This window comes from Brachymonas sp. KE5 (assembly GCF_057773645.1).
On record NZ_CM173463.1, the window covers coordinates 581903 to 604392 of the forward strand.

A 22490-nucleotide genomic window follows, 5' to 3' on the forward strand; every position below is an offset into this window, starting at 1 on the left:
CCCGGCTGCGATCAGGCGGGCGGTTGTGGCTCTGGCGGGATGCGCGGATCAGATGCGCTTGAGATCCTCGGCCAGCACCTTGAGGATACGGTCGCGGTCGATCGGGTTGGCCTGCTGGCCGGACTCGGTCAGCACGCCGACGACGCTGGTGGCCCCCTGGGACTGCACCACCACGCGGTAGCGCACCGGCTTGGCCTCGGGCGCCTTGCGCTTGAACAGACGGCCCAGGAAGCCCGGCTGCTCCTGCTTGCCGGTTTCGTAAGGCACGTAGCGTACGTAGTAGGTGCCTGCAGCGCGGTCGCGGTCTTCCACCGTGAAGCCGGTACGGTCCAGCGACAGGCCGACACGGCGCCAGGCACGGTCGAAATCCTCGTTCAACTGCAGGGCACCGGTGTTGGTGGCGTAGGACACGGTGTTGGCCGGAGCAGCGCCGGCCTTGCTGGAGCTCAGCATGGCGTCGGCACGCTCCTTGCTCACGCCCAGCGACATCATCAGGCGGCGCAGCATTTCGTCCTCGAGCGCCGGATCGTTGGCGCGCTGCTGCCAGGTGGATTGTTCCTTGTCGCGGCCGCGCAGCACTTCTTCCATGCCGCGGTGGCTGACGTACACATTGGTGCCGCCGGCAGCATTGCTTTCCAGGCGGGTGCGGAAGCGGTCCAGCTCGCCGGTGGAGTAGAGCGAATCCAGCGCCTTGCCAATGGTGCGGCGGATCGGATCCAGCGGGATCTTGGCGCGGTTTTCGGCCCAGTCGGTCTCCATTACGCCCACGCGGCGGTCTTCCATGGCCAGCACGAAGCCGTTGTCTTCCCAGAAGGTCTTGACCGGATCCCACAGCTGCTGCGGCGTGCGTGCCACGACCAGCCAGCGCTGGTTGCCTTCGCGCTTGATCTGCACGTCACCCACATTGTCGAGCGCGGTGGCACCGGATTTCCTGCCGGCTTCGCGCTGGGCATCGTAGGCGGTGGCGCTGGCGCTGCCCGGGATGTTGTAGCGGCCGTCATTGCTGATGCGCGTCAGGTCCGGCGGAACTTCGAGCGGATTGCCGCTCTGGGCCGACTTGTAGTCGACGCCGGTGGGGCCGGCAAAGGGGGAGCAGGCGGCCAGGGTGGCAGCAGCCAGGGTTAGCACGGACAGTTTCTGCAAATTCTTCACAGAGGATTTCCTTTGGTGCAGGAGTAAGAATCGGATGCGGATCAGAGCAGGCCGGCGGCCTTGAGTGCGGACTCGACCACGGCGTGGTTGCCCGGAGACAGCGGCGTGAGCGGCAGGCGCAGCGTGCCGCCGCACAGGCCCAGGCGTTCCGCGGCCCACTTGACCGGGATCGGGTTGGCCTCGACAAACAGGTGCTTGTGCAGCGGCATCAGCTGGAACTGGATGCTCATGGCGGTTTCGCGATCGCCCGCGATCGCGGCGACGCACAACTCGTGCATCAGGCGCGGCGCCACGTTGGCGGTGACGCTGATGTTGCCCTGGCCACCGCAGAGCATGAGGGCGACGGCGGTCGGGTCATCGCCCGAGTACACGCCGAAACCCTTGGGCAGGTCGCGGATCAGCCATTCGGCCTTGGCGATGTCGCCCGTGGCTTCCTTGATGCCGACGATGCCCGGCACTTCGGCTAGGCGCAGCACGGTGTCGTTCTCCATGTTGGCGACGGTGCGGCCGGGCACGTTGTACAGGATCATGGGCAGGTCGCCCACGGCCTCGGCAATGGCCTTGAAGTGCTGGTACTGGCCCTCCTGGGTGGGCTTGTTGTAGTAGGGCACGACCTGCAGCTGGCAGTCGGCGCCGACCTTCTTGGCCGCCTTGGCCAGCGTGATGGCTTCTGCCGTGGAGTTGGCGCCGCAGCCGGCCATTACCGGGATGCGGCCGGCAGCATGCTCGACGGTGACGCGGATGATCTCGACGTGCTCGTCAACGTTGACAGTGGGCGATTCGCCCGTGGTGCCGACCACGCCCAGGCAGTCCGTGCCCTGTTCGATGTGCCAGTCCACCAATTTGCGCAGGGCGGCGTAATCGACCTGGCCATCAGGCTGGAAGGGGGTGACGAGTGCAACAATGCTGCCGGAAAGGGGTTGCATGGGGAATTTCTCTCGATGAACGATAAGGCTGGCGCTGCCGGCCATGACTGCCGGCGACGCGACATCTGATTGTAATCAACAGATATTGCCACACAAACCGGCCTTCTGCCGATAGCCGCGGACAACAAATCCGTTACTTGGCGTATCGCGCAACAGCAGGCGAGCCTGTTGAGGCGATGAGGAGTTTGTCTGTTCCGTGATCGGCAGCCGGCTTGCAGCGGGCGGAACAGGCTCTCCTGGCTCCGGCTTTACTGCCCCGGGGCCGGTCCGAAGCAGCTCCACACCAGGTTGCTCACATCCACCATGAAATCCGGCCGGGCATAGAGCAGGAACACCACGGCCAGCACCAGCAGGGCCAGCAGCCAGAGCAGGATACGTCCGGTGACCGACATGGCTGCCCTCACGCCGCCTGTGTCCGCAGCTGGCGCTGGATGGCGCTTTCGCGGATCGGCAGGTTGAGCACGGCGGCCAGCACGCCCAGCGCGATGGCGATGTACCAGACGATGTCGTAGCTGCCGGTGCTGTCATACAGCACGCCGCCCAGCCACACGCCCAGGAAGGAGCCGACCTGGTGGCTGAAGAAGACGAAACCGCCCAGCATGGACAGGTGGGCCACGCCGAAAATCTGCGCCACCATGGCGTTGGTGGGCGGCACGGTGGACAGCCACAGGAAGCCGATCACGGCCGAGAAGATGTAGACGCTGGTGGGCGTGAGCGGTGCCAGCAGGAAGATGCTGATGACCACCGAGCGCGAGATGTAGATTGCGGCCAGGATGTACTTCTTGGACAGCTTCTGCCCCAGCGCACCGGTCAGGTAGCTGCCGAACACGTTGAACAGGCCGATCAGCGCCAGCGAGTAGCTGGCCACTTCGGTTGGCATGCCGTAGTCGCGCAGGTAACTGGGCATGTGCACACCGATGAACACCACCTGGAAGCCGCAGACGAAGTAGCCGCCCATCAGCAGCAGGAAGCTGGGATAGCGCAGGGCTTCCTGCATGGCTTCGCCGATGGTCTGCTCGCGGCGGGGCGCGGCGCTACCGTGAAAGCCCGGCTCGCGCAGGCCCAATGCCAGCGGCACGATCAGCAGCGTGGCCAGGCTCAGCCACACCAGTGCCTGCTGCCAGCCCAAGGTGCTGATCATCCATCCCTCCAGCGGCAGCATCAGGAACTGGCCGAAGGAGCCGGCGGCAGCCGCAATGCCCATGGCCCAGGAGCGCTTCTCGGGGTCGATGTTGCGGCCGATCACGCCATAGATCACCGCGTAGGTAGTGCCCGCCTGTGCCAGGCCGATCAGCACGCCGCAGGTGAGCGCCAGCAGCGTGGGAGTGGGCGAATAAGCCATGCCGACCAGACCGAGCGCATAGAACAGCGCACATGCCACCAGCACCTTGAAGGCGCCGAAGCGGTCGGCCAGCATGCCGGCGAAGATGCCGGTAAAGCCCCAGGTCAGGTTCTGAATCGCCATGGCGAGCGAGAAATGCTCGCGCGTCCAGCCGTTGTCCGACGTCATGGGCTGCAGCCACAGGCCGAAGCCATGGCGCACGCCCATCGACAGCGTGACGATCAGCGCCCCGCACAGCAGGATCTGGAACAGGGGCAGGGGGCGGTGCTGGGCAGGGCTGGACATGGGAACTGCAAGAAAAAAACCGGCACTTGCGGGCCGGGATGTAGATGGGTATGTCGATAGTAGCAGTATTGGCACAGGCGTGCAGATGCCTGAAGCGCGCCATGGACACAAGCGCCCCAAAGTGTTGCAAAGTCGGCGGAGTAGCCGGGAAACGCTGTAAGCAAAACCAGTGTTTTTCGCGTTCGTGGCCTAGAATCCAGCGCCATGGCCAGCAAAACACCCGATACCGCTTACTCCGAAGGTTCCATCCGCGTGCTCAAGGGGCTGGAGCCCGTCAAGCAGCGCCCCGGCATGTACACCCGCACCGACAACCCCCTGCATATCGTGCAGGAGGTGATCGACAACGCCGCCGACGAGGCGCTGGCGGGCTTCGGCAGGAAGATCAAGGTGGTGCTGCACGAGGACCAGTCCATCACCATCGAGGACGATGGCCGCGGCATTCCCTTCGGCATCCATCCGGAAGAGAACGCGCCAGTGCTGGAACTGGTGTTCAGCCGCCTGCATGCGGGCGGCAAGTTCGACAAGGGGCAGGGCGGGGCCTACAGCTTCTCGGGCGGCCTGCACGGCGTGGGGGTGAGCGTGACCAATGCGCTGTCCAGCCGCATGGAAGTGACCAGCTACCGCGAAGGCCAGGTGGCGAGCATGGTGTTCTCGCATGGCGAGGTGATCGAGCCGCTCAGCGTGCGCGCCGCGGCCAGTGGCGACCGCAAGCAGGGCACGACGGTGCGCGTCTGGCCCGAGCCGAAGTATTTCGAAAGCTCTGCGTTGCCCTGGGCCGAACTGGTGCACCTGCTGCGCAGCAAGGCGGTGCTGATGGCCGGCGTGAGCGTCTGGCTCAGCAACGAGAAGACGCGCGAGCAGCTGCAGTGGCAGTACAAGGGCGGCCTGCGCGACTACCTGATGCAGGAGCTGCCGGCCGACCCGATGTTTCCGCTGTTCGAGGGCGAGCAGTATGCGGACAACAGCGAACAGTTCTCCGATGGCGAAGGCGCGGCCTGGTGCGTGGCCTTCACCGAAGAAGGCGCCCCGGTGCGCGAGAGCTATGTCAACCTGATTCCCACACCGGCCGGCGGCACGCACGACAGCGGCTTGCGCGACGGCCTGTTCCAGGCGGTGAAGAGCTTCATCGACCTGCATGCGCTGCTGCCCAAGGGCGTCAAGCTGATGCCGGAAGACGTGTTCGCCCGCGCCAGCTTCGTGCTCTCGGCCAAGGTGCTCGATCCGCAGTTCCAGGGCCAGATCAAGGAAAAGCTGAACTCGCGCGATGCTGTCAAGCTGGTGTCGGGCTTTGTGCGCCCCTCGCTGGAGCTGTGGCTGAATGAGCATGTGGACTACGGCCGCAAACTGGCCGAGATCGTGATCAAGGCGGCGCAATCGCGCCAGCGCGCCGGCCAGAAGGTGGAAAAGCGCAAGGGCAGCGGCGTGGCCGTGTTGCCGGGCAAGCTGACCGATTGCGAGAGCCGCGACATCCGTGACAACGAGATGTTCCTGGTGGAAGGCGACAGCGCTGGCGGCAGCGCCAAGATGGGGCGCGACAAGGAAACCCAGGCCGTGCTGCCGCTGCGCGGCAAGGTGCTCAACACCTGGGAAGTGGAGCGCGACCGCCTGTTTGCCAATACCGAGATCCACGATATTTCCGTCGCCATCGGTGTCGATCCGCACGGGCCGGACGACAAACCGGATCTTTCGGGCCTGCGTTACGGCAAAGTGTGTATTTTGAGCGACGCCGATGTGGATGGTTCGCATATTCAGGTACTTTTGCTCACACTGTTTTTCCGCCATTTCCCTAAACTGATAGAGGCGGGCCATGTATATGTGGCCCGGCCGCCGCTGTTCCGGGTGGATGCACCCGCGCGCGGCAAGAAACCGGCCGCCAAACATTACGCGCTGGACGAGGCTGAATTGCAGGCCATCCTGGAAAAACTGCGCAAGGATGGCGTGGCGGAAGGCAAATGGACCATCTCCCGCTTCAAGGGGCTGGGAGAGATGACGGCCGAACAGCTCTGGGAAACCACGCTGAATCCGGATACGCGCAGGCTGTTACAGGTGCAGCTGGGAACTATGGACTGGCTGCAGACCCAAATCACCATGTCCAAACTCATGGGCAAGGGCGAGGCCGCGGCGCGCCGCGAGCTGATGGAACTGCATGGCGATGCCATGGAACTTGAACTGGATATCTGAATGAAGCAACTCCGCGGTGGTTTTCTCCTGCTGGCGCTGGCTGTGGGCAGCATGCTGCCCCTGGCCGCGCAGGCGGACGTGTGGGGCTATGTCGACGAGAACGGCATGACGCACTTCGCCGAGAAGAAGCTGGATGCGCGCTACCAGCTCTATTTCAAGACCGAGAGCTTCAAGTTCGATCCGCGCAAGGCGACGGTGATGGCCTCTTCCGGCCGCGGTGCCCGCAGCGCCGGTGCAGTTGGTCTGGTCTACAACCCCCGGGCGGATTCGGCGGCTGGCACCAAGGCACAGCGTCTGGTGGCGCTGATCAACCATTCGGGCGCCTACCGCAATGTGAGCAAGCACATGCAGCGCGAAGCGGCGCGCACGGGTGTGGATTTCGAGCTGATCAAGGCGGTGGCTGCGGCGGAGTCCGGTTTCAACAGCAGCGCGGTATCGAGCGCGGGCGCGGTGGGCCTGATGCAGATCATGCCGGCCACGGCGCGTGACATGGGCGTGCAGTCCGACGAGCGCTATACGGTGGAGCAGAAGCTGACCGATCCGTCCCTGAACGTCAAGCTGGGCACACGCTACCTGAAGTTCCTGATGAACAAATTCCCGGGCCGCCTGGATCTGGCGGTGGCTGCCTATAACGCCGGCCACGGAGCGGTGCAGCGTGCCGGCTACGCCGTGCCGCGCTATACCGAAACGCAGAATTACGTGCGCACGGTGCTGGCCATCTACCAGACGCTGAAGCCGGGTGCGGCCGGTGCCACGGCCTATGCGGGTGTCACGCCGATTCCGCTGGCGCGCAATCCGAAGAGCAATGGCCGCGTCAGCATGACGCTGGCGGGCTCCAGGGCCAAGACGCCGCCGGCGGTGCCGAACCCGGTGGTGCTGACTTCGCACCAGACGCCGCAGACCGTGGCGCTTGCCAAGGATGTGGCCGACAAGGCCGAGGCGCCGAGCGCCATGGATACGGTGGCCAGCAAGGTGACCGTGGCCGAGGCGGCACCGGTACCGGCGAACATCGTGGGCGACGATGTGGTGATCAAGGATCCCACCGACCGCACGCCGCCAATTCACTGAAAGCACCGAGCCGGACGCCCGTTGCCAGAAGCGACGGGCTTTTTTTCGGGCTGATCCTTGCTCGCGCCGCCCTTGTTTGCCGACGCGCAGCTGCTGGCAAAATGGATGCCATACACCAGCGCGGAACACAGGGGCCACAGCTTCCGTTTTCGCGCCCAGACTATTGCTGACCCTGCATGACCATCCCCGACGATCTTCCGCTGCCCGAATCCGCGCCTGCGCTGCCGCAGGACGACAACCCCAACCTCGCCGAATATGCCCAGCGCGCCTATCTCGAATACGCGCTGAGCGTGGTCAAGGGCCGTGCGCTGCCCGATGTGTGCGATGGCCAGAAGCCGGTGCAGCGCCGCATCCTGTATGCCATGGACCGCATGGGACTGTCCTTTGGCGGCAGCAATGGCGCCGCCGGGGCCAAGCCGGTCAAGAGCGCGCGCGTGGTGGGCGATGTGCTGGGTCGCTTCCATCCGCACAGCGATCAGGCCGCCTACGACGCGCTGGTGCGCATGGCGCAGGATTTTTCGCAGCGCTATCCGCTGATCGACGGCCAGGGCAACTTCGGTTCGCGCGACGGCGATGGGGCTGCCGCCATGCGCTACACCGAGGCGCGTCTGTCGAAGATTGCCACGCTGCTGCTGGACGAAATCGACCAGGGCACGGTGGATTTCGTACCCAACTACGATGGTTCCACGCAGGAGCCGGCGCAGCTGCCGGCGCGGCTGCCGTTCGTGCTGCTCAATGGCGCCAGCGGCATTGCCGTGGGCATGGCGACCGAGATTCCCAGCCACAACCTGCGCGAAGTGGCCGATGCCTGCGTGGCGCTGGTCAAGAATCCCGGACTGCCGGATGAGGACTTGCTGGCGCTGCTGCCGGGACCGGACTTTCCGGGCGGCGGGCAGATCATCAGCAGCCCGTCCGACATCGCCGATGCCTACCGCAGCGGCCGTGGCAGCCTGAAGGTGCGTGCGCGCTGGACCATCGAGGATCTGGCGCGTGGCCAGTGGCAGCTGGTAGTGAACGAATTGCCGCCCAACGTCAGCGCGCAGAAGGTGCTGGAAGAGATCGAGGAGCTGACCAATCCCAAGGTCAAGTCCGGCAAGAAGGCGCTGAGCCAGGAGCAGCTGCAGCTCAAGGCCAGCGTGCTGGCGGTGCTCGATGGCGTGCGCGACGAATCGAGCAAGGAAGCGGCGGTGCGCCTGGTGTTCGAGCCCAAGAGCCGCACCGTGAGCCAGCAGGACCTGATCACCACGCTGCTGGCGCAGACCAGTCTGGAAACCACGGCGCCGGTCAACCTGACCTCGGTCGGCATCGACGGCAAGCCGGTGCAGAAATCGCTGCGCGAGATGCTGGAAGAGTGGATCAGCTTCCGCCAGAACACCATCACGCGCCGCAGCCAGCATCGCCTGGGCAAGGTGCTGGACCGCATCCACATTCTCGAAGGCCGGCAGATCGTGCTGCTGAACATCGACGAGGTGATCCGCATCATCCGCGAGAGCGACGAGCCCAAGCCGGCGCTGATGGAGGCGTTCAAGCTGACCGATCGTCAGGCCGAGGACATCCTGGAAATCCGCTTGCGCCAGTTGGCGCGGCTGGAAGCGATCAGGATCGAGCAGGAACTCAAGGAGCTGCGGGCCGAGCAGGCCAGACTGGGAGACATTCTGGGCAGCCCGGCCAGCCTGCGCCGTCTGATGGTGAAGGAAATCGAGGCAGATGCGAAGAATTTCGGCGACGAACGTCGCACGCTGATCCAGCACGAGAAGCGCGTGGTGGCCGAGGTGCGCGTGGTGGACGAGCCGGTGACGGTGGTGATCAGCGAGAAGGGCTGGGTGCGCGCGCGCACCGGGCACGGCCATGAGCCGGGCAGCTTTGCCTTCAAGGCCGGCGACGGGCTTTATAGCACCTTCGAATGCCGCACGGTGGACCAGCTGATTGCCTTCGGCAGCAACGGGCGCGTGTACAGCGTGCCGGTGGCCAGCCTGCCGGGCGCGCGGGGCGATGGCCAGCCGGTGCAGACGCTGATCGAGTTGGAAAAGGGCACGCAACTGCTGCATTACTTTGCCGGGCCGCTGCAGGCGCAATTGCTGCTGAGCAGCAGCGGGGGCTATGGCTTTCTGGCGCAGGTGGAGCACATGCTGTCGCGCCAGCGCGGCGGCAAGGCCTTTATCGGCTGCAACGAGGGCGAGACTGTGTGTGCGCCCTCGCATGTGGCGGGCAGCAGCGGCAGCGTGGCGCTGCCGGAAGCGACGCACGTGGCCTGCGCCAGTGCGGGCGGCCGTCTGCTGACCTTTGCCCTGAGCGAGTTGCGCCAGATGCCCAAGGGCGGCCGCGGCCTGATGCTGATGGGGCTGGACGACAAGGACACGCTGGTGGGCGCTGCCGCCTACACGCGCAGCATCCGTGTGGAAGGCACTGGGCGTGGCGGCAAGGAGCGCGAGGAAGTGCTGGAAATCCGCTCGCTCAACAACGCCGCTGCCGCGCGCGGGCGCAAGGGCAAGGCGGCGAACTGGGGCTTCAAGCCGCAGCGCATTGCGCGGGTGGAGTGAGCGGCCATGAGCAGACCGGTCATCCTCACTCTCTCCGACATGCTGTTTACCCAGGGCTTTGGCACGCGCCGGGTCTGTGCCGGGCTGGTGCAGCAGGGGCTGGTGCAGCTGGAGGGCGCCACCATCACCGATGCCTTGCACGATGTGGAAGTGCGCGAAGGACTGCCTTTTGCCGTGCAGGGCCAGGCCTGGGAATACCATGCTCCGGCTTATGTGCTGCTGCACAAGCCGGCCGGCACCGAGTGCTCGCAGAAGCCCTCGGCCTGGCCCAGCATCTACACGCTGCTGCCGACACCGCTGCGCCAGCGCCCGCAGAAGGGCGCCGTGCAAGGTGTGCAGGCCATCGGCCGGCTGGATCAGGACACTACCGGCCTGCTGATCCTGACCGACGACGGCAAGCTGATCCACCGCATGGCATCGCCCAGGCACCACGTGCCGAAGGTCTACCAGGTGACGTGCAAACACCCCGTCGAGGCACGCCAGGTGCAGCGCCTGCTGGACGGCGTGGTGCTGGATGACGACCCGAGGCCGGTGAAGGCAGCGGCCTGCGAGCAGACTGGCGAGCACACGCTGGACCTGACCCTGACCGAAGGCAAGTACCACCAGGTCAAGCGCATGCTGGCGGCTGTCGGCAATCGCGTGGAAGGGCTGCACCGCAGCCGCATCGGCGCGCTGGAGCTGCCGCCCGATCTGGCGCCCGGGCAGTGGCGCTGGCTGGCTCCCGAACAGCTGGCTGCGCTGACGACCCGATAAACCCGACTGCGCCGATGCCGCCCGTCGAAAACGCTGCCGGCTGCCGCGCACTGTCACACTGACTTGCTACACTGCATGCCATGAAAATCATGCTGGATGCCTTCTGGCGCGCGGTGGCCTACTGCCTGCATCCGCGCGTTATCCTGCTCTCCCTGCTGCCGCTGCTGCTGATGGTGCTGGCGGGCCTGGCCTTTGCCCAGTGGGGCTGGTGGCCGGTGGTGGATGCGGTGCGTCTTTGGCTGGATGGCACGGCGGTACAGACCGTGATCGACCAGGGCTTCGACTGGCTGGGCGTGCCGCAATTCAAGTCGGTGGTGCCGGCGCTGGTGGTGGTGGTGCTGGTGACGCCGCTGATCGTGATCCTCTCGCTGCTGGCGGTGGCCACATTGATGACGCCGGCGCTGGTGAAGATGGTGGGGGCACGCCGCTTTCCCGATCTCGAGCGTCGCCACGGAGCCGGCTTTTTCGGCAGCCTGGGCTGGTCGCTCGGCCACACGCTGCTGGCGCTGATGCTGCTGATGGTGAGCATTCCACTCTGGTTTCTTCCTCCCCTGATGCTGGTGGTGCCGCCGCTGATCTGGGGCTGGCTGACCTATCGCGTGATGAGTTTCGACGCCTGGGCCGAGCACGCCAGCAGGCAGGAGCGCCGTGCCCTGATGCAGCGCCATCGACTGGAACTGCTGACCATGGGCATCGTCACCGGCCTGCTGGGCGCTGCGCCGAGCGTGGTGTGGGCTTCGGCGGCGGTGTTCATTGCCGCTTTCGTGGTGCTGATTCCGGCGGCAATCTGGATTTATGCGCTGGTGTTTGCCTTCTCTTCGCTCTGGTTCAGCCACTTCTGCCTGCAGGCCCTGCAGCAGTTGCGGCAGGAGCAGGAATCCGGCTACCGCGGCTCGACTGGCGTGCAGACCACGCTGGATGTACAGGCACGCGAAGTCGGGCGTGCGTCCGCCACCGGCGCCGGAGAGTCCGCGGCCCTGCCGCCTGCTGCCGTGCCAGGCCCTACTGACACTGCCAACAGGGAGGTTTCGTGAATTCCCCGACCCCGCTTGATCCGTCCGGCATCGTGCTGCCGTCCCCGCCCCCGCATGTCACGCTGCCACGCTTCGGTCTGCTGCTGGTGGGTGATGAACTGCTGTCCGGCCGCCGCTCCGACCAGCATCTGCCCAAGACCATCGAGTTGCTGGCCGCGCGCGGGCTGACGCTGTCCTATGTGCACATGGTGGGGGATGCGCGGGCCGATATCGCTGCGCAGTTGCGCCAGGTGCTGGCGAGTGGTGACGTGGTGTTCTCCTGTGGCGGCATTGGTGCCACACCCGATGACCAGACGCGCCAGGCCGCGGCCGAAGCCCTGGGGGTGCCGCTGGCCCTGCAGCCACAGGCGAAAGTGCTGATCGACCAGCGTTTTGCCGAGCTGGCGGAGCAAAAGGGCATCTCTTTCGAGCCCGAAAGCGCAGACCATCAGCAGCGCCTGCAGATGGGGGTATTTCCGCAGGGGGCGCAGATCGTGCCCAATCCCTACAACCGGATTCCGGGCTTTTCGGTCGGGCATGTGCATTTCTTCCCCGGCTTTCCTGCCATGGCCTGGCCCATGATGGAGTGGGTGCTCGATACCTATTACGCGTTCTGGTTCGACCAGCGTGCCTGGGCCGAAAATGCGGTGGTGGTCAAGAACGCCTCGGAAGCCATGCTGACGCCGATGATGGAAGCGCTGGAGGCGCGTTATCCCGGCATCAGGGTGTTCAGCCTGCCCACGCTGCAGCACCCCGTGCATGGTCCCCATATCGATCTGGGGGTGAAAGGCGATCCGGCACAGGTGACGCAGGCCTTTGCCGAAATGATGGCGGGCTTGCGCAGCCTGGGTTGCGAACTCGGGCCGGTGCAGCATCCCGCAGCGCTGTAGGCACGGCTGGCGCCGGCATGGGGCAGCGTCCGACAAACTGTGCACCGATTGGGTGCATCTCCTTGGTTGCGCAAATGCACCAATTTGGTGCGATGTCGTCCATTCGACCGAAGCACGCGGCGGTTGCCCGCAATGCCGCCCGCGGCGCTCCGGGAAATTTTCTCGCGCCAGCGGCATTTCGCCCGGCCAAAGCATGCTCCGAAGGTGCACAATCACAGGCGAAATCTTTCTGTCACAGGAGCCGGGCTCGGTGGACAGGCACCGTTTCTGTTGGTCTTGAAAGTTGGCACGCTTCCTGCTTGTATTGCTGTCAGACCCGGGAAGGTCGCCTGCATGCCAGACCGGATGACAACCTATACATAACCTCTTGAGGAGAAACAGCATGGCAAAGAACGTCGCTGATGTGATGAAGATGGTCGAAGAAAACGAAGTCAAATTCGTCGACTTCCGTTTCACCGATACGCGTGGCAAGGAACAGCACGTGACCGTGCCGATCTCCCACTTTGACGAAGAAAAATTCAACGAGGGCCATGCCTTCGACGGTTCTTCCGTGGCCGGCTGGAAAGGCATCGAGGCGTCGGACATGCTGCTGATGCCCGATCCCAACACCGCCAACATCGACCCCTTCTTCGAAGAAACCACGCTGATTCTGAGCTGCGACGTGCTGGAACCGGGTGACGGCAAGGCCTATGACCGCGATCCGCGTTCCATCGCCAAGCGCGCCGAAGCCTACCTGAAGGCCTCCGGCCTGGGCGACACCGCCTACTTCGGTCCCGAACCCGAGTTCTTCATTTTCGACAACGTGCGCTGGAGCACCGAGCCGGGCAACACGTTCTACACCATCGACGAATACGAAGCGCCCTGGAACAGCGGCCGCCAGTTCGATGGCGGCAACAAGGGCCACCGTCCCACCACCAAGGGGGGCTACTTCCCCGTGCCCCCGGTCGACAGCACGCAGGACATGCGCGCCGAAATGGTGCTGATCCTCGAATCGCTGGGCATCCCGGTCGAGGTGTTCCACCACGAAGTGGCCGGTGCTGGCCAGAACGAGATCGGCACCAAGTTCAGCACGCTGGTGGAGCGCGCCGACTGGACGCAGCTGCAGAAGTACGTGATCTGGAACGTGGCCAACGCCTATGGCAAGACCGCCACCTTCATGCCCAAGCCCTACCACGGTGACAACGGCTCCGGCATGCACGTGCACCAGTCCGTGTGGAAGGACGGCAAGAACCTGTTCGCCGGCAACGGCTATGCCGGCCTCTCCGATTTCGCCCTGTACTACATCGGCGGCATCATCAAGCACGCCCGTGCCCTGAACGCCATCACCAACCCCGGCACCAACAGCTACAAGCGCCTGGTGCCGCACTTCGAGGCGCCGGTGAAGCTGGCCTATTCCAGCCGCAACCGTTCCGCTTCCATCCGCATCCCGCACGTGGCCAGCGACAAGGCACGCCGCGTCGAGGCCCGCTTCCCGGATCCGCTGATGAACCCCTACCTGGGCTTTGCGGCCCTGCTGATGGCCGGTCTGGACGGCGTGGAGAACAAGATCCATCCGGGCGAAGCCGCCACCAAGGACCTGTACCACCTGCCGCCGGAAGAGGACAAGCTGATCCCGACCGTGTGCCACAGCCTGGACCAGGCGCTGGAAGAGCTGGACAAGGACCGTGCCTTCCTGACCAAGGGCGGCGTGTTCTCCGACAGCATGCTCGATGCCTACATCGACCTGAAGATGACCGAAGTGAACCGTGTGCGCATCCAGGTGAACCCGGTGGAATTCGACATGTACTATTCGCTGTGATGCAGTGATGACCCCAGGAAAAGGCGGCTTCGGCCGCTTTTTTCATGGCGGGGGCGTTACCATGTCTTCACGAAATTTTCATCGAGTTGCGATATAGTATTTTGGTTTTAGTGAATGTTGCTGCTCCGCCTTGCATGGGCGGGCAGGGATGATGATGTTCTGTGCCATGGTCCGCCTGCGTTTTTTCCACCTGTTGTCGTCTGCTGCTTCTGCTGCCGTGTTTCTCCTCGCGGGCATGGTGGCTACGTCTGCACAGGCTTCGGGCAGCGTCTATCGCTGCGGCAATGAATACACCAACCAGCCCAGCCGCATCCAGCGTGGCGGCTGTGTGCTGGTAACGGGCGGTGCGGTGACGGTGGTGCGCAATGCCGGCCGCGGAGGCGGGCAGCCGGTGGCAGTCGCCAGGGCAGCAGCGCCGCGTCGGCCGGCTGCCAATGTACAGGCAGTGAGCCTGCCGGCCTCGCGTCATGTGGTGGCCAGTTCGGTGCAGCGCGCCCGTGATGGCGGTGCGCGCAGCATCCTGCAGGCCGAGCTGAACAAGGCCATGCAGCGCCTGGGCGAGTTGCGCCGCGAATACAACAATGGCGAGCCGGAGCGTCTGGGCAGCGAGGCGAAAAACTACCAGAAATACCTCGACCGCGTGTCCGGCCTGCGTGCCGGCATCCAGCGGGCGGAGAGCGATATTGCCGGCCTGCAGCGCGAACTGGGCCGAGCGGGCAGTTGATCCGAGATCGTCGTGCGCTAGCATGGCAGCATCATGAGCCCCTCCGAATCGCCCACTGCTGCAGCGCCTACGCACCCTGACTCCGCGTTTGCGGCCTTCGACCGGCTGGCCACGCTGATTGCCGTAGTCGGTCAGGATGCGCGCATCCGCTTTGCAAACACGGCACTGGAAAACGCCTGGGGCCTGTCGCGCCAGCTGCTGCACGGACTGGCACTGGATCGCAGCATGGCTGATCCGGCCGCGTTTGCGCGGGCGGTGCGCGATGCGGGCAGCGGCGCCTTTTCTGCATTGCGCTATGACAGCCAGTTGCTGCGCCCGGGACAGGAGCCCTTGCCCGTGCATGTGGTGGTGGCACAATGGGAGCAGCCGGACCAGGTGGTGATCGAGATGCTGCCGCTGGACACGCAGGCACGCCACGAACGGGAAGACCGTCTGCTGGCAGAGGCGCAGGCGCACAAGGAGCTGGTGCGCAACCTCGCGCACGAGATCAAGAATCCGCTCGGCGGGCTGCGCGGGGCCGCGCAGCTGCTCGAAATGGAGCTGGAGGATGCGGCGCTCAAGGAGTACACGCAGGTGATCGTGCGCGAAGCCGACCGCCTGCAGGCGCTGGTGGACCGCATGCTGGCGCCGCATCGCAGCGCCCCCAAGCGCGAGTCGGTGAATATCCACGAGATCTGCGAGCATGTGCAGCGGCTGGTGCTGGCGGAGTTTCCGTCCGGGCTGACGGTGGTGCGCGACTATGACGCGTCGATTCCGGAGTTTCAGGGAGACCGCGAGCGATTGATCCAGGCAGTGCTGAACATCGTGCGCAATGCCGCACAGGCGCTGCGGCCGCAGATGCAGGAGGGCACGGCCTGCATTACCCTGCGCACGCGGGTGGTGCGACAGATCACGCTGGGCAGGCAGCGGCACAAACTGGCACTGGAATTGCTTGTGATCGATAACGGTCCGGGCATCGCGCCCGGGCTGCTGGAACAGGTGTTCTATCCGCTGGTAACCGGCAAGGCCGAGGGGACCGGTTTGGGGCTGACCCTGGCCCAGTCGTTCGTGCAGCAGCACCATGGCCTGATTGAATGCGAAAGTGCGCCGGGACACACCGTGTTCCGCGTGACGATTCCTCTGGTCTGATCGCGCTGGTGCACGGGTGGTCGCTAGTATGCACCAAAAAGGTGCATACTGGCATTCCCAACAAGGTGCACGCCATGAAATCAGTCTGGATTGTTGACGACGACGCTTCCATCCGCTTCGTGCTGGAGCGGGCGCTGCAGCGCGCGCAGCTGCCTTCCACCGCTTTCGAGAGTCCGAGCCAGGTGCTGGCGGCGCTGGAAGACCCGGCCACCCATGGCGTGCCGGAGGTGCTGGTGAGCGACATCCGCATGCCGGATGCAGCCGGACTATCGGGGCTGGATCTGCTGGCGCGGGTGCATGCGGCATATCCGCAGTTGCCGGTGATCGTGATGACGGCGTTTTCCGATCTGGACAGTGCGGTGTCGGCGTTCCAGGGCGGGGCCTACGAGTATCTGCCCAAGCCCTTCGATGTGCAGCGGGCGGTGGAACTGGTGCGGCGTGCGGTGGAGCAAAGGAGGGGGGCTGCGGAGCACGAGCGCTCCGGTGAGCAGCCCGATCTGGCGCAGGAAATGCTGGGGCAGGCGCCGGCGATGCAGGAGGTGTTCCGGGCCATCGGCCGGCTGGCACACAGTGCGGCGACGGTGCTCATCACCGGGGAAAGCGGTACCGGCAAGGAGCTGGTGGCGCGGGCCCTGCACCGCCATTCGCCACGGGCAGACGGGCCGTTCGTGGCCATCAATACGGCGGCCATTCCCAGGGACTTGCTCGAGAGCGAGCTGTTTGGCCATGAGCGTGGCGCGTTTACCGGGGCGCAGGCGCAGCGGCGCGGGCGCTTCGAGCAGGCGGAGGGTGGCACGCTGTTCCTGGACGAGATCGGCGACATGCCGTTCGAACTGCAGACGCGGCTGTTGCGGGTGCTGAGCGACGGGCAGTTTTTCCGTGTGGGCGGGCAGCAGGCGGTGAAGGCGCGGGTGCGCATCATTGCGGCCACGCACCAGGATCTGGAGGAACGGGTGCGCGAGGGCGTGTTCCGCGAGGATTTGTTCCACCGCCTGAATGTGATCCGGCTGCGGCTGCCGGCGCTGCGCGAGCGGCGCGAGGATATCGGCATGCTGGCGCGGCATTTTCTGCAGCGCAGCGCGCAGCAGCTGGGCATGGAGCCCAAGCGGCTGGGCGTGGAGGCGGGGCGCCAACTGGCGGCGTTCGACTTTCCGGGGAACGTGCGGCAGCTGGAGAATATCTGCCACTGGCTGACGGTGATGGCGCCTTCGCAGGTGGTGGAGGTGGCGGATTTGCCGGAGGAGGTACGTGAGGCCGTGCGGGAGGTGGCGGGTGCGGCAGCCGGGGGCTCCGAGGAGACCTTGGCTGATGAAGTGCTCGTCCAGAGTGTTGGGGAAGGCGGGCTGGACATTGCTCCCCCCTGGCAGGAGGGCCTGCGCCAGCATGCGCTGGAGTTGCTGATGACGGGCCATGGCGGCGTGTGGGACACGCTGATGGCGGAGTGCGAGCGGGCGCTGATTCTGGCGGCGATGGAGTGGACCGGGCAGCGCCGCATCGAGGCGGCGCAGCGCCTGGGCATCGGGCGCAACACCATCAGCCGCAAGATGAACGAGCTGGGTCTGGACTGAGCAGGAGGCCGGGATGTTTGAACTATCTGTACCGTGGTGGGAACTGGTGCTGCGGGTCACCGTGGTGTATGCCTTCCTGATCCTCTTGTTGCGGGTGACGGGCAAGCGGCAGATCGGGCAGTTGTCGCCAATGGATCTGGTGCTGTTGCTGGTGTTGTCCAATGCAGTGCAGAACGCGATGAATGCGGGGGACAACTCCCTGGTGGGCGGCTTGATCTCCGCGGTGGTGCTGGTGTTGCTGAACTGGCTGCTGAACTTTGCCACCTTCCGCAACAAGCGGCTGGCCACCCTGGTGGAAGGGCGGGCACAGTTGCTGATCCACAACGGCGTGGTATATGAAGAGGTGCTGGAAGCGGTGCAGATCACGCGGCATGAACTGAATGCTGCCTTGCGCGGAGGCGGCTATCTGTCGGTGGAGGATGTGCATACGGCGGTGCTGGAGACGAATGGCACCATCAGCTTTACGCCGCGGATTGGGGGCGGGCAGGGCGACGGCAACGGCGGTACGAGTCGTTCTGCTTCTGCGGCGAATTGATTGCGCACAGGCAATGGTGGCGTGCGCAGCCATTGCGACCTACCGGCTTCCAGGCTGCCACGACGCGGGACGCGCTTTGATAAACAAGCTCAGCGGCCGAGCTTCAGCCATCCGGCGGTGGCCAGTCCCAGCAAGGTCATCACCAATGATCCACCCAGGTGCAGGGTGATGGCGCCCGCTGCCATCATGGTTCTGCCTTGCTGCAATAGTGCAACCACTTCGGCCGAAAAGGTGGAAAAGGTCGTCAACCCCCCCAGAAAACCGGTGATGACCAGCAGGCGCCACGCAACTGGCAATTCGGGGTATTGCGCAAACCAGGCGATGGCCAGCCCGACCAGGTAGCCGCCTACGAGGTTGGCAAGCAAGGTACCTAGGGGAATGGCAGGGAACAGAGTATTGAGTCCCAAGCCCAGCAGCCAGCGCAGGATGGCTCCGATGGAGGCGCCCAGGCTGATCGCGAGGAGTGACTGAAGGAGGGCAGGCATAGGCGGAGGGGTGTCGATGATTGAATTGTAGGGAGGTGTACAGCCTCGAGGATGGGGAGCTTGCCAAGCCTCAAGCGCGGAAAACTTCACGCAATTGTTAAGCATCATTAAGCTTTGGGGTGCGACGAAAGAAGAACCGCCTCGACAATGCCCAAGGTTTTTCACGGTTTGAGCAATTTGAGTCAGGATAGGCAGTCCCCAGGTGAAAGTTTTTCGGACGTTCATGCGGCTCGCTCGGACGGCCTTGTCAACCTTGTCGGGCCTTGTCGACCTTACACCGTACAATGCAACGAAGCCATTACAGTTGTTGGCAAAGGTATAGAAACGGCATGTCCTCTTCGCAACCCTCCACGCTGATCGACGGTATCGCCCTGCTCACCCGCCTGCAGGGCGACCCGCTTTCCGCCAACGCCCTCTCCGCGCAAACTCTGCGCAACGCCGAGGGCCGCCCCGACCTGCAAAGCCTGCGCGAGGTCCTGCTCAGCCACGGCTACGACAACCAGCTCAGCCAGCGCCCGCTCGACCAGGTCCCGGCACTGGCCGTCCCCGTCCTCCTGCTCACGCAGGACGGCGGCGCCGTCGTCGCCACCGACATCAGCGGCCACGGCGCAGACCGTCGCTACACCCTCATGCGCGAAGACGGCGGCACCGACCTGGTCGGCCAGGCCGAAATGGCCGAGCGTTACCTGGGCTACTGCTGGTTCGTCAAGCGCAAGCCCGAGCAGGACAACCGCTCCGAGTTGCCCGAATACACCATGGGCAAGGCCTGGTTCTGGAAAGTCATCTGGCGCTTCAAGTCCTACTACATGCAGGTGGTGCTGGCCACCGTGCTGGTCAACTTCCTGGCGCTGGTCGGTTCGCTCTACGTGATGAACGTGTACGACCGCGTCATCCCCAACAGCGCCTACGAAACCCTCTGGGTGCTCAGCATCGGGGTGCTGGTGGCCAACCTGTTCGAGTTCATCGCGCGCAACATTCGCGCCCGCCTGACCGACATCGCCGGCAAGAAGGCCGACCTGATCATCAGCTCGGCCCTGTTCCGCCGCGTCATGGCGATCGACCTGTCGCAAAAGCCGGTCTCCTCCGGCTCCTACGCCAACAACCTGCGCGATTTCGAGTCCGTGCGCGATTTCATGACCAGCGCCAGCCTGCTGGCCCTGGTCGATCTGCCGTTCGTGCTGCTGTTCGTGTTCGTCATGTTCCTGATCGCCGGCCCGCTCGCCATCGTGCCGCTGCTCACCATCCCCATCGTGGCGCTGGCCGGCCTGGCGGTGCAGAAGCCGCTGGCCGAATCCATCAACGCCTCCATGCGCGAAGGCTCGCAGCGCCAGGGTCTGGCGGTCGAGGCCATCGAGGGCATCGAGACCCTCAAGGCCAACAACGCCACCAACTGGGCACAGCAGCGCTGGGAACGCTTTACCGCCTCCACCGCAGCAGCCGGCCTGCGCCAGAAAGACCTCTCCAATCTGGTGATGAACTTCGCCATGCTGGTGCAGCAGGCCAATACCGTATTCCTGGTGGTCTACGGCACCTACCTGATCCACCACGACAACCCCGCCAGCCGCATCACCATGGGCGCGCTCATTGCCTGCGTGATCCTGTCCGGCCGTGCGCTCTCGCCGCTGTCGCAGGTAGCCAGCCTGATGATCCGTTTCCAGCAGGCGCGCACCGCGCTGCAGGGCCTCAACAGCGTGGTCGACCGCAAGACCGAGCGTGACCCCAACCGCAGCTACATCAGCCCCACCCACATCGAGGGCAAGCTCGCCTTCGACAACGTCAACTACCACTATGGCGAGAAAGGCCCGCTGGTGTGCAAGGAGATGCGCTTCACCATCCAGCCCGGCGAGCGCGTCGGCGTACTGGGACGCATCGGCAGCGGCAAGTCCACCATGCTGCGTCTGGCCGCCGGCCTGTACGAGCCGCAGCAGGGCAACGTGCTGCTCGACGGCATGGACATGCGCCAGCTCGACCCGAGCGACCTGCGCTCGCACGTCAGCCTGCTCGGCCAGCACCCGCGCCTGTTCCTGGGCACGCTGCGCGAAAACCTCGAAATGGGCCGCATGGACCGCCTCAGCACCGACGAGGAACTGATCGCCGCACTGCGCCGCTTCGGTCTGGACCGCATCATCCAGGCCCATCCGCAGGGCCTGAACATGCCGCTGGGTGAAGACGGCGCAGGCCTCTCCGGCGGCCAGCGCCAGCTGGTCGGCCTGTCGCGCCTGACGCTGCGCGACCCGCGCATCGTGCTGCTCGACGAGCCCACCAGCGGCCTCGACCAGATGACCGAAATGCACGCCCTGCGTGCCATGGCCGACTGGGCGCGCGAGGGCAAGCGCACCCTGGTGGTGGTTACGCATCGCCCGCAGGTGCTCAACATCGTCGACCGCATCCTGGTCGTGGAGGGCGGGCAGATCGTCATGGACGGCCCGCGCGATGCCGTGCTGCAGCGCCTGGCGGCCAACGAGCGTGCGGCGCATCAGGCCCAGGCGGGGCATGTTGCCGTTGCTCCAGGCGCGCCTGCAGCCCCGGGTGCAGGCTCCGTCGCCGCCGGCACCGCTCCGGCTGCCGCTCCCGGTCAGCCCGCGCAGGCCCGTCCCGCTGCTGTCGTCCAGCCGGCCACCACGCGTGTCGTCGTGCGACCCCAGGCAGCACCCGCAGGCGAGCCCCAGCAACAAGGCCTCCGCACCCAGGTCGTGCGCGTAGCCAATCCGCAACAATCAGGCCAGGTTGACCTGCAGGTGGAAGCAACACCCGCTACCATCGCGCCAACGAAGGACGCAGGAAAGTAAGCATGTTCGGCAAGAAATCAACACGGGAGTCTGCATCTTCCCGCCCCGCAGGGGAGGCGGTCGACAAGCGCGACCTGCCCCTGCTCAATGACCTGCAGGCAGCCATGCAGCACGAGCGCCACCGCGGCATGTTCTGGACGGTGGGTCTGCTGGCAGCGTTTCTGCTCACCTTCCTGGTCTGGGCCTACTTCAGCAACGTCGAGGAAGTCGCACGCGGTCAGGGCAGTGTGATCCCCAGCAGCAAGGAACAGATCATCCAGAGCCTGGATCCCGGCGTGCTGGCCGAAATGCTGGTGCGTGAAGGCCAGGTCGTCGAAAAGGACCAAGTGCTGCTGCGCCTGGATGACACCCGCAGCACCGCCATCTTCAAGGAAGCGGAGAACAAGGTCCAGGCCCTGGAAGCCACGGCTTCCCGCCTGCGCTCCGAGGCTTATGGCGTCCCGCTGCAGTTCAAACCCGACCTGAGCCCCGAGCTGGTACAGCGCGAAACTGCTGCCTACTATTCGCGCCTGCGCGCCATGCAGCAAAGCGTGCGCGGCCTGCAGCAGAGCAAGGCGCTGCTCGACCGCGAAATCGCCATCACCGCCCCCATGGCCGGCAAGGGCGTGGTATCGGAGGTGGAGCTGCTGCGCATGCGCCGCCAGGCCAGCGAACTCTCGCTGCAAATCACCGAGCGCCGCAACAAGTTCCGCGCCGACGCCAATACCGAGCTGGTCAAGGTCGAAGCCGAACTGGCGCAAAGCACCGAGAACATGGCGGCGCGTGCCGACCCGATGAAGCGCGCTTCCATCAAGGCTCCGCTGCGCGGCATCGTCAAGAACATCAAGATCAACACCGTGGGTGGCGTGATCAGTGCCGGCCAGGACATCATGGAAATCGTGCCGCTGGAAGGGCCGCTGCTGGTCGAGGCCTATATCCGTCCGCAGGACGTGGCCTTCATCCGCCCGGAGGCGCCCGCCGTGGTCAAGCTCACCGCCTACGATTACGCCATCTACGGCGGCCTGGACGGCAAGGTCACCCACATCAGCCCCGACACGCTGCAGGACAACCGCCGTCCGAGCGAACTCAAGCTCAATCCGGACGAATCCTACTATCGCGTCATCGTGCGTACCGACAACAATACGCTCAAGGACAAGAACGGCAAGGACATGCCCATCATCCCGGGCATGATCGCCAGCGTCGATATCAAGACCGGCGAAAAAACCGTATTCCAGTATCTCATCAAGCCCATCACGCGCCTGAAGCAGGCCCTGCGTGAGCGCTGACCAGAAAACACGATTGCAGGGAGGAGCGGGCACTGCCCGCCATAATCA

At 64.9% G+C, this 22490-nt stretch carries 18 protein-coding genes; 13 read left to right on the plus strand and 5 right to left on the minus strand.

Annotated features, from left to right (window positions below; translation table 11 throughout):
* Window positions 1-48: 48 nt before the first annotated feature.
* The 4 genes from bamC to ACX36O_RS02745 all read right to left on the minus strand — a co-directional run bounded on the left by bamC (window position 49) and on the right by ACX36O_RS02745 (window position 3705).
* Window positions 49-1128, minus strand: a complete 1080-nt coding sequence (gene bamC, locus ACX36O_RS02730) for an NlpB/DapX family lipoprotein (RefSeq protein ID WP_488360013.1) — start codon at window positions 1126-1128, stop codon at window positions 49-51.
* A gap of 65 nt (window positions 1129-1193) precedes the next feature.
* Complete coding sequence (dapA, locus tag ACX36O_RS02735; RefSeq protein ID WP_371687159.1) at window positions 1194-2123, minus strand: 4-hydroxy-tetrahydrodipicolinate synthase; 930 nt, start codon at window positions 2121-2123, stop codon at window positions 1194-1196.
* Window positions 2124-2326: 203 nt separating this feature from the next.
* On the minus strand, window positions 2327-2470 hold the full coding sequence (locus tag ACX36O_RS02740) for a hypothetical protein (RefSeq protein ID WP_213358971.1): 144 nt from the start codon (window positions 2468-2470) through the stop codon (window positions 2327-2329).
* Window positions 2471-2478: 8 nt separating this feature from the next.
* Complete coding sequence (locus ACX36O_RS02745) at window positions 2479-3705, minus strand: MFS transporter (protein ID WP_213358973.1); 1227 nt, start codon at window positions 3703-3705, stop codon at window positions 2479-2481.
* Between the two features lie 204 nt (window positions 3706-3909).
* On the opposite strand from ACX36O_RS02745, the gene ACX36O_RS02750 reads away from it, so the two are divergent.
* From ACX36O_RS02750 to ACX36O_RS02800, 11 genes are all read left to right on the plus strand, one after another.
* Entirely contained in the window at window positions 3910-5886 is a 1977-nt protein-coding gene (locus ACX36O_RS02750; protein WP_371687158.1) for a DNA topoisomerase IV subunit B, read from the plus strand.
* Window positions 5887-6954, plus strand: a complete 1068-nt coding sequence (locus ACX36O_RS02755) for a lytic transglycosylase domain-containing protein (RefSeq protein WP_488360014.1) — start codon at window positions 5887-5889, stop codon at window positions 6952-6954.
* Window positions 6955-7130: 176 nt separating this feature from the next.
* Window positions 7131-9494, plus strand: coding sequence for a DNA topoisomerase IV subunit A (gene parC / locus ACX36O_RS02760; RefSeq protein ID WP_371698231.1), 2364 nt, complete (start codon window positions 7131-7133; stop codon window positions 9492-9494).
* Window positions 9495-9500: 6 nt separating this feature from the next.
* Entirely contained in the window at window positions 9501-10247 is a 747-nt protein-coding gene (locus ACX36O_RS02765) for a 16S rRNA pseudouridine(516) synthase (RefSeq protein WP_213358986.1), read from the plus strand.
* Between the two features lie 80 nt (window positions 10248-10327).
* Window positions 10328-11281, plus strand: a complete 954-nt coding sequence (locus tag ACX36O_RS02770; protein ID WP_213358993.1) for an EI24 domain-containing protein — start codon at window positions 10328-10330, stop codon at window positions 11279-11281.
* Window positions 11282-11316: 35 nt separating this feature from the next.
* Complete coding sequence (locus tag ACX36O_RS02775) at window positions 11317-12150, plus strand: competence/damage-inducible protein A (protein ID WP_371687196.1); 834 nt, start codon at window positions 11317-11319, stop codon at window positions 12148-12150.
* Between the two features lie 382 nt (window positions 12151-12532).
* Entirely contained in the window at window positions 12533-13948 is a 1416-nt protein-coding gene (gene glnA / locus ACX36O_RS02780) for a type I glutamate--ammonia ligase (protein WP_213358995.1), read from the plus strand.
* A gap of 166 nt (window positions 13949-14114) precedes the next feature.
* Entirely contained in the window at window positions 14115-14672 is a 558-nt protein-coding gene (locus ACX36O_RS02785) for a hypothetical protein (protein ID WP_488360015.1), read from the plus strand.
* Window positions 14673-14705: 33 nt separating this feature from the next.
* Window positions 14706-15800, plus strand: a complete 1095-nt coding sequence (glnL, locus tag ACX36O_RS02790; RefSeq protein WP_488360016.1) for a nitrogen regulation protein NR(II) — start codon at window positions 14706-14708, stop codon at window positions 15798-15800.
* 74 nt (window positions 15801-15874) lie between these two features.
* Complete coding sequence (gene ntrC / locus ACX36O_RS02795; RefSeq protein WP_488360017.1) at window positions 15875-17368, plus strand: nitrogen regulation protein NR(I); 1494 nt, start codon at window positions 15875-15877, stop codon at window positions 17366-17368.
* A 13-nt stretch (window positions 17369-17381) separates the two neighbouring features.
* Window positions 17382-17903: a DUF421 domain-containing protein gene (locus ACX36O_RS02800; RefSeq protein ID WP_213359005.1), complete on the plus strand. Its 522-nt coding sequence runs from the start codon at window positions 17382-17384 to the stop codon at window positions 17901-17903.
* Window positions 17904-17992: 89 nt separating this feature from the next.
* On the opposite strand, the gene crcB is transcribed toward ACX36O_RS02800, so the two are convergent.
* Window positions 17993-18388, minus strand: coding sequence for a fluoride efflux transporter CrcB (gene crcB / locus ACX36O_RS02805; protein ID WP_213362615.1), 396 nt, complete (start codon window positions 18386-18388; stop codon window positions 17993-17995).
* Window positions 18389-18717: 329 nt separating this feature from the next.
* Between crcB and ACX36O_RS02810 the strand changes: the two genes are divergently transcribed.
* Both ACX36O_RS02810 and ACX36O_RS02815 read left to right on the plus strand, forming a co-directional pair.
* The gene (locus tag ACX36O_RS02810) at window positions 18718-21177 is read left to right on the plus strand and encodes a type I secretion system permease/ATPase (RefSeq protein ID WP_250130958.1); all 2460 of its coding nucleotides are present in this window, start codon (window positions 18718-18720) and stop codon (window positions 21175-21177) included.
* A 2-nt stretch (window positions 21178-21179) separates the two neighbouring features.
* Window positions 21180-22442: an HlyD family type I secretion periplasmic adaptor subunit gene (locus tag ACX36O_RS02815; protein ID WP_213359007.1), complete on the plus strand. Its 1263-nt coding sequence runs from the start codon at window positions 21180-21182 to the stop codon at window positions 22440-22442.
* Window positions 22443-22490 lie beyond the last annotated feature (48 nt).

Excerpts from the sequence above, each read along its gene's own strand:
- glnL (WP_488360016.1), top strand. The coding sequence starts at position 14,706 with ATGAGCCCCTCCGAATCGCCCACTGCTGCAGCGCCTACGCACCCTGAC.
- ACX36O_RS02755 (WP_488360014.1), top strand. The coding sequence starts at position 5,887 with ATGAAGCAACTCCGCGGTGGTTTTCTCCTGCTGGCGCTGGCTGTGGGC.
- ACX36O_RS02750 (WP_371687158.1), top strand. The coding sequence starts at position 3,910 with ATGGCCAGCAAAACACCCGATACCGCTTACTCCGAAGGTTCCATCCGC.
- ACX36O_RS02765 (WP_213358986.1), top strand. The coding sequence starts at position 9,501 with ATGAGCAGACCGGTCATCCTCACTCTCTCCGACATGCTGTTTACCCAG.
- parC (WP_371698231.1), top strand. The coding sequence starts at position 7,131 with ATGACCATCCCCGACGATCTTCCGCTGCCCGAATCCGCGCCTGCGCTG.
- crcB (WP_213362615.1), bottom strand. The coding sequence starts at position 18,388 with ATGCCTGCCCTCCTTCAGTCACTCCTCGCGATCAGCCTGGGCGCCTCC.
- ACX36O_RS02745 (WP_213358973.1), bottom strand. The coding sequence starts at position 3,705 with ATGTCCAGCCCTGCCCAGCACCGCCCCCTGCCCCTGTTCCAGATCCTG.
- glnA (WP_213358995.1), top strand. The coding sequence starts at position 12,533 with ATGGCAAAGAACGTCGCTGATGTGATGAAGATGGTCGAAGAAAACGAA.
- ACX36O_RS02815 (WP_213359007.1), top strand. The coding sequence starts at position 21,180 with ATGTTCGGCAAGAAATCAACACGGGAGTCTGCATCTTCCCGCCCCGCA.
- ACX36O_RS02740 (WP_213358971.1), bottom strand. The coding sequence starts at position 2,470 with ATGTCGGTCACCGGACGTATCCTGCTCTGGCTGCTGGCCCTGCTGGTG.
- dapA (WP_371687159.1), bottom strand. The coding sequence starts at position 2,123 with ATGGCCGGCAGCGCCAGCCTTATCGTTCATCGAGAGAAATTCCCCATG.
- ACX36O_RS02770 (WP_213358993.1), top strand. The coding sequence starts at position 10,328 with ATGAAAATCATGCTGGATGCCTTCTGGCGCGCGGTGGCCTACTGCCTG.
- ntrC (WP_488360017.1), top strand. The coding sequence starts at position 15,875 with ATGAAATCAGTCTGGATTGTTGACGACGACGCTTCCATCCGCTTCGTG.
- ACX36O_RS02800 (WP_213359005.1), top strand. The coding sequence starts at position 17,382 with ATGTTTGAACTATCTGTACCGTGGTGGGAACTGGTGCTGCGGGTCACC.
- ACX36O_RS02810 (WP_250130958.1), top strand. The coding sequence starts at position 18,718 with ATGTCCTCTTCGCAACCCTCCACGCTGATCGACGGTATCGCCCTGCTC.
- ACX36O_RS02785 (WP_488360015.1), top strand. The coding sequence starts at position 14,115 with ATGGTCCGCCTGCGTTTTTTCCACCTGTTGTCGTCTGCTGCTTCTGCT.